This is a genomic window from Kitasatospora sp. NPDC054795 (genome assembly GCF_053611565.1).
In genome coordinates this window covers 1-6245 of record NZ_JBSHAP010000238.1, presented here as the reverse complement: position 1 = coordinate 6245, position 6245 = coordinate 1, and the positions used below count along the sequence as shown (strand labels likewise).

General features: G+C 69.6%; 5 protein-coding genes and 1 pseudogene. 1 reads left to right on the top strand and 5 read right to left on the bottom strand.

Annotated elements, in window-relative coordinates:
• Window positions 1-26 precede the first annotated feature (26 nt).
• The 3 genes and pseudogenes from ACWGJO_RS40580 to ACWGJO_RS40570 form a co-directional block, all read right to left on the bottom strand.
• Window positions 27-1175 (bottom strand): chitinase C-terminal domain-containing protein, encoded by a 1149-nt coding sequence (locus tag ACWGJO_RS40580; protein WP_452190822.1) that lies wholly within the window; start codon window positions 1173-1175, stop codon window positions 27-29.
• Between the two features lie 42 nt (window positions 1176-1217).
• Window positions 1218-1736 (bottom strand): annotated as a pseudogene (locus ACWGJO_RS40575) (glycosyl hydrolase family 18 protein); the annotation flags it as partial.
• A 59-nt stretch (window positions 1737-1795) separates the two neighbouring features.
• A complete protein-coding gene (locus tag ACWGJO_RS40570) occupies window positions 1796-3034 on the bottom strand; it encodes an IS701 family transposase (RefSeq protein ID WP_452190821.1) in 1239 nt (412 codons plus the stop codon).
• Between the two features lie 202 nt (window positions 3035-3236).
• Here ACWGJO_RS40570 and ACWGJO_RS40565 point away from each other — a divergent pair, with 202 nt between their 5' ends.
• Window positions 3237-3599, top strand: a complete 363-nt coding sequence (locus tag ACWGJO_RS40565; RefSeq protein WP_452190820.1) for a hypothetical protein — start codon at window positions 3237-3239, stop codon at window positions 3597-3599.
• A gap of 155 nt (window positions 3600-3754) precedes the next feature.
• On the opposite strand, the gene ACWGJO_RS40560 is transcribed toward ACWGJO_RS40565, so the two are convergent.
• Entirely contained in the window at window positions 3755-4591 is an 837-nt protein-coding gene (locus ACWGJO_RS40560; RefSeq protein ID WP_452190819.1) for a hypothetical protein, read from the bottom strand.
• Between the two features lie 640 nt (window positions 4592-5231).
• Window positions 5232-6089 (bottom strand): DUF4184 family protein, encoded by an 858-nt coding sequence (locus ACWGJO_RS40555; RefSeq protein ID WP_452190818.1) that lies wholly within the window; start codon window positions 6087-6089, stop codon window positions 5232-5234.
• Window positions 6090-6245 lie beyond the last annotated feature (156 nt).

Below are 6245 nucleotides of genomic sequence, written 5' to 3'. Positions count from 1 at the left end.
GCTCACGGCCGCTGGTCTCCCCGGTGCTACGGCGCCGGGCTGAGCTTCTTCCACGGCCGGCCGCCGTTCGCCTCCGCCGTGCCGGGGGCGACCGTGGTGTACCACTGGGCGTACCAGTAGGAACCCTGGTACTTCACGAACGCGGCCGTCGAGGCGGCCGGGTCGCCGGTGAGCAGGTGGGTCTCCCGGGCGGTGGCGCCGCCCGCGAGTTCGATGTCGCTGCCCGCGGCCGAGCGGACCTTGAACAGGCCGTTGTGCTTCGGCCCGCCGGGTGCTCCCTCACTGCCGTTGTCGGCGATCGGGACGAGCCGCCACTTCTGTTCGGCCCGCCCGTCGCACCCCACGGAGGCGAGGTCCTGCCGGGAGGCAGTGGCGGTCAGACACCGGCCGCCGCCGGCGATCGTGTAGAGGCCGCCACCCGCCGGCTGGATCCGCCAGTACTGGTTGGCGTTCTGTTCCATCAGTTCCACGAGGTGGGCGCGGGACTGGTCGGGGTTGTTGTCGATCATCATGGGCTTGCCGGCGGGGCTGTCGCCGTACTCGAACATCCAGCCCTTGTCCCCCTTGTCGTACATCCGCCACAGCCGTCCGCCGTCGGGCCGGTAGACCTGGCCCTGCTTCCAGTCCGGTGCCTGGCAGGAGCTGCCCGCGGCGGGGGCGGGCGGTGTGACGGTCCGGACGTCGCGGCGCTGGTCGCCGGTCGAGCCGTACTCCCGGCCGCCGATCCTGACCGTCACGTTGGACGGCCCGGTGATCGGCAGGTAGTACTTCAGGTCGATGTCCCGGGACTTGCCCGGCGCCAGGTCCTCGCAGTAGCCGAGGGTGAGGGTGAGCCGGTGGAAGTCCCCCTTGAGTCCGCCCGTGTTGGGGCCGGTGTGGCCGGGGACGAGGCCCTTCATCTCCTTGTAGTCGTCGTCCTTGACGACCGGCGGCATCGAGGTGGGCAGGTCGAGGGCGATCTCGGTGCCCTGGGCGAGCGTGACGCCGGAGTTGTTGGTGATCCGCAGCTTCGGCTGGACGGGGTAGAAGTCCTTCTCCCCGGTGGGGAAGTCCACCAGTTCGGCCTTGACGTCGATCACCTCGGCCGGCTGCGGACGCCCGCCGGCCTTGGTGTTGCCGGTGGCGCCGGCGCCCTTGAAGGCGTTGTCCAGGCGGGTGGTCAGGTCGTAGCCCATGCCCCACTCCCCGCCCGGGCGTTGGGCGTAGTCTCCGGCGAGTTCCCAGATCATCGCGCCGCCGATGCCCTTGTCGACGATGTAGCGGGCCTTGGCGTCGAGCGACTTCTCGTTCTCGGTGGAGAGGAACACCTTCTTGGCGTCGTTCCACAGCCAGGGCGGCTGGAGGGCGTCCGAGTACTTCTCCGCGTACGTGCCGGTCAGCTGTCCGCTCGGCAGGTTGGTGTCGACACCGTAGGACCGCAGGTAGCCGGGGGTCCGGCCGTCCTGGAGGTTCTTGGTGTGCCACAGCGGGTTCGACCCGGCGCCGACCTCCCGCTCGTTCTCCAGGTCGTGCCAGACGTTGTCGATCCCGACCGCGCCCGTCCCGCAGGACTGCGCGTTGGCCGGGCCGCGCCCGCCGGTGCCCAGCGGGCACTGGGCCTGGTCCGGCATCGCGGCCGTTCCCCACAGCCCGTCCGTGCCGCCCTGGACGTCGCGCCAGCCCCGGGAGTAGTACGGGATGCCGAGGTTGATCCGGCCGGCCGGCAGCGCGCCGCGGTGGTAGTGGTAGGCCCAGTCGACGTTGAAGTAGCCCTCCTTTTGGAAGTCCTTAGTACTTCAGCCGTAGATCGTGATCTTCATGCCTGATTCGCGGCTTGGCGGCGGTAGTGACAGGCCTGGGCGCGGGCTTGGTGGCGGCGGCGCCAGTCGGACCAGCCGAGCCGGTGGGCCGCGTCGCGGACTGACCGGATGACAAGCGTGGTGAACAGGCGCTGGATCTCGTTGCAGGTCAGCGGGATGAGGCCGGTCTCCTCGGGTTGGCGAGCATGGTCGTCGGCTCGGACAACGGCCAGGAAGGCGTGGGCGAGCATCGCGAGGGTGACCCAGCGGGACCAGGACGCGAAGCGGCGGACCTGGTGCTCGTCGAGTCCGGTCAGACCCTTGCCGGACTGGAAGAACTCCTCCACCCGCCACCTTGATCCCGCGACTCTCACCAACTCGGTCAGCGGCACCGGACGGGGCGAGTAGCAGCGGTAGAAGGCGAGTTCGCCGGTGCTGCGGTTGCGGCGGATCAGCAGTTGGTGACTGCCGGGGCCGGGGTGGGCGAGGTCGATGACGGCCCAGTCGTAGAAGCGGTGCCCCTTCGCGCCGGCCCCGGCGGACAGTTTCTGCCAGGCCCGCTTCGGCAGCATCTTGGCCAGGGCATCAGCCCGGAACTTCCCCGCCCGGGTGGGGACTTCGTGGGTGCGGGCGACGGCGAGCACGTAGCCGACGCCGCGTTTCTCCAGTGTGACCCGCAGCTTCGGGTTGCCGCCGTAGACCTCGTCGCCGGCGACCCACGGGGCCCGGTGTCCGGCGTCCAGGAACCGGCCGATCATACGGGCGGCCAGCTCCGGTTTGGTGGCGAACGCGGTCTGATCGCCGAGCCCGGCGACCTGGCAGCGGTCGGGCTGGTCGGTCCAGGAGCGCGGGACGTACAACTCCCGGTCCACCGCGGCGTGCCCGCTGCGGCCCGCGTAGACGAGGTAGACTGCGACCTGCGAGTTCTCGATCCTGCCCGCCGTTCCGGTGTACTGGCGCTGGACGCCGACCGTGTGCAGGCCCTTCTTCACGTCCCCGGTCTCGTTGACCACCAATACCGCCCGGTCGTCGTGCAGATGGTCCACCACGTAGTCGCGCACCTCGTCGCGTACCAGATCAGCATCCCACTTGGCCCGGCCCAGCAGATGCTGCATCCCGTCCGGAGTCGCCTCACCGGCCCACTCGGCGATCGTCCAGCAGTTCTTGCGCGGCAGGTCCGACAGCAGCCCGAGCACCAACTGCCGCACTCGGCGCCGGGGCTCGACCCGCACGAACCGCCCTGCGATCCGGCCCATCAGACCCTCGAACGCCTCCTGCCAACGGGCAGGGTCTACGCTGTGACCTGCGGCCACCGCATGATCTTCTGTCTTCACACACCGATGATCAGCGGTGGCCGCAGCCGTGCCCCCACCAGCCCCCACCAGCAAGATCGCGTGCGGGTGCCTGGAGTTGCGAGCCCGCGCCCGTCGTTGCTGGCACTGGCCTTATCGTCGCCATGTGACACCGAGACCACCGCGCAAGATTCACGTCGACGGGCTTGAGTACCGCTGGGTAATCCAGGTCCTCGATCCCGGCCACGTCGCTGTACGCATCTGGCGCAATGGGCCGGGCCGGCGGCGCCAACTCGTCGTTTCTGTGGAGTTCGACGATTTCTGGCTGCACTTCCGAGAGATCGCGGCCGCGAGTGAGAGGGCCGATGAGCTGTTCAACCTTGAACCTGTCACGCCCGGTCTGACAGCCGCTCTCATCCGCGCCGGCATCGCAGTTGGGTGGCAGCCGGAGGCGACGGGAGAGCCTGCGCATTTCACCTTGGTCGGCGACAGGACGGCGTTCGCCCTTGTTGCGGAGGCGCGTCGGTGAATGCGGCAGCGCGCATCTGGACGGCCAGTCGTAAAGGATCCGTCGGCGACACCGGACCGCACGTCAGGAGACAAGACACCGCCGAAGCCCTGTGGCCAGGGCAGTTCCTCACTCCATGGGGAACTGTCCTCACATCACGATCTACGGCTGGAGTATTAGGGCGCGGCCAGCCCGAAGAAGGCCTTTCCGCACGTCGTCATGATGTCGGAGAACTTCAGGTCGTTGCCGCCGATGGAGACGACGACCATCCTGATGTCATTGGTGCGGGCGAGGTCGGCCAACTGCTGGATCTGGGGCTTCTCGTTGCTGAGCGACTCCGTGAGGATGTCCTTCGTCGTCGCACCCGAACAGGCGATGTTGAACCGCCGCTCGACGGGGATGCCCTCGAACTCCGCGCCCTTGATGGGGGCCACGTCGGAGCGGTCGCACCGGTTGCCGCCGTTGCTGTAGGACGTCGTGTCGTACACGCAGTCCTGCTTGTCGTCCTGGCAACGGGAGCGCCGGTCCGTGCCCCAGACGTCCCCCTCCTCCTTGGTGAGCGCATTGCCCGCCCAGCGGCCGCCCTCACCGGAGATGTAGCTGTCGCCCATGGAGACGATGGCCGAGGGCTTCGTGTCGCAGGCGTCCCCGGCGGTGATCGTGGCGACGCGCGCCGCCAGACCGGCGGCACCGTACCTGGTGGGGTCTTCCCACGGGGGAACGACGCAGTCCCTGCTCGGCCCTGTCGCGGAGAAGTGCACCGGGTAGTGGTCCGACGAGCCGTTGTATCGGGTCTTGGCGACGACAAGACTGTCGATCGGAGGGTTGGCCACCATGTAGTCCAGCCCCACACCAGCCGTGTTCTGGGTGGGGACCTCCGGTCCGTTCGGGTCTCCCCCCTTCTTCACGTAGTAGGTGGACGCGAAGTCCGGTCGGAACGTCGACGCCCGGCTGTTGAAGTCTCCGAGGGCACGCCACGGCTGGTTCCCGACCTCGGCCTGGATGGCGGTCATCAGGGCGGTGCTGTGCGGATTCTGCCGCTCCCCCGCCCGGATGGAAGCGGCGTGGATGTCGAAGTACCAGACACCGCCCACCCGGATGCCGAATGCCGGACGGGATCTGATCCACTTCGTTGCCCCAAGCCCGCTGAGGAAGGATCTTCAGGTAGTAGAGGCGACCGTCCGGCTGACGCGACCCGTTCTTGCCCCAGTTCCCGGTGTAGAGCTTGTACTTCAGGATCCCCAGGCCCGTCGGAGTAACCGTCTGGTCATTCAGGTTGTCCAGAACCAGGTTCTCGTCCACCAGGGGGAAGTCGGTCGGAGGCGTGGTGACCTCCTGAAGTGCCACCACATCGGCGTCCTTGAAGAGCGACCCACGGATGAACGTCCACTTGTTACCGCCGCCCTGGGAGTTGAATGTCACCGCCCGCTGGCCCATCTCCACGGCCGCTGCCGGTGCGGGCGGCAGCAGCAGCAGCGCCCGCAGCAGGCCTGCGATCAGGGCCAGTCCCATCACTGACCCAGGCTCCGGCGGCGGCCCGGGCGTCGTGTCCGCCCGCTCAGCCCTTGCATGTTCATGTGCTCCGTCTTCTCGGTGGAATTCCTCAGCTGGCGGATGGTGCGCGAACCCGGTAGACAATCGATCAACGTCTCGTCAATCACCGCGCACAGGGCCGGCTCCGCTCGCACCGGGGCGGGCGGACCGGCCTTCCGTGACCGCGTGCCGGATCCACCACACGAGGACGTGGAGGGCCAGGGCGGCGATCAGGCCGGCGCCCGCACCCTTCGCCGCGTCGGACAGCACGCCTTCGACCAGGCCGGCCGACGACAGCCCAGTCGTCTCCGCCTCCGGGCCGGCGAGCCACCGCCAGGCGTGGGCGACGGCTCCGACGACCGTGAACAGGGCCATCGCGAGCAGGACTTGGCGGCGCGGACCACGGACCGGCCGGGCGTGACCGGAGCCGGGGAGGAACTGCCCCCTCCTGCGCCACGCGTACAGCGCGATCGCGACCAGGCCGCCGATGGTGCTCGCGTGCTGCAGGGCCCGCGCCCAGGTGAGGCCACCCACCAGCGTGGAGGCCAGCCAGGGTGTGCGGGCGACCACGAAGCCGTCCACGTGGGTGAACGCGTCCCAGACCAGGTGGGTGGCGATGCCCACCAGCGCGGACAGGACGGCCCAGCCGGCCCGCCGGACCGGCGCAGCAACCGCCCCCGACGGCGGCCCTGGCACGGGCGACGGCAGCAGGAAGGCCAGCGGGCGCCGGGCGGCCCGGAGCAGCGCCCACAGCAGGAGCGCGTACGGCAGGGTGACGGCGACGACACCCGAAACGCCGTGCGTGGTGGTGGCGTTGGCGAAGGGCTCGTACCAGGACTGCGCGCCGACGGGCAGTCCCGTGGTGACCAGGAAGTAGGGCAGGTCCGGTGCGACGGCTCCGGCGACCAGCGCCGTGCGACTGAAGGGCCGCCGCATCAAGGGCAGTACCGCCGCGGGGTGGGACAGGGTGAACGGCATGGGCATCCTCTCGCACGGACCAAATAGTCCGTCGAACGGAATGCTACGTCAAACGGACTATCAGGGGCGCGGCTGGGGGGGGGGGGGGCGGGGGGCCCGCGCGGCGCGGGCGGGCGGGGGGGGGGGGCGGGGGGGCGCGCGGGCCGCGCCGGCGCG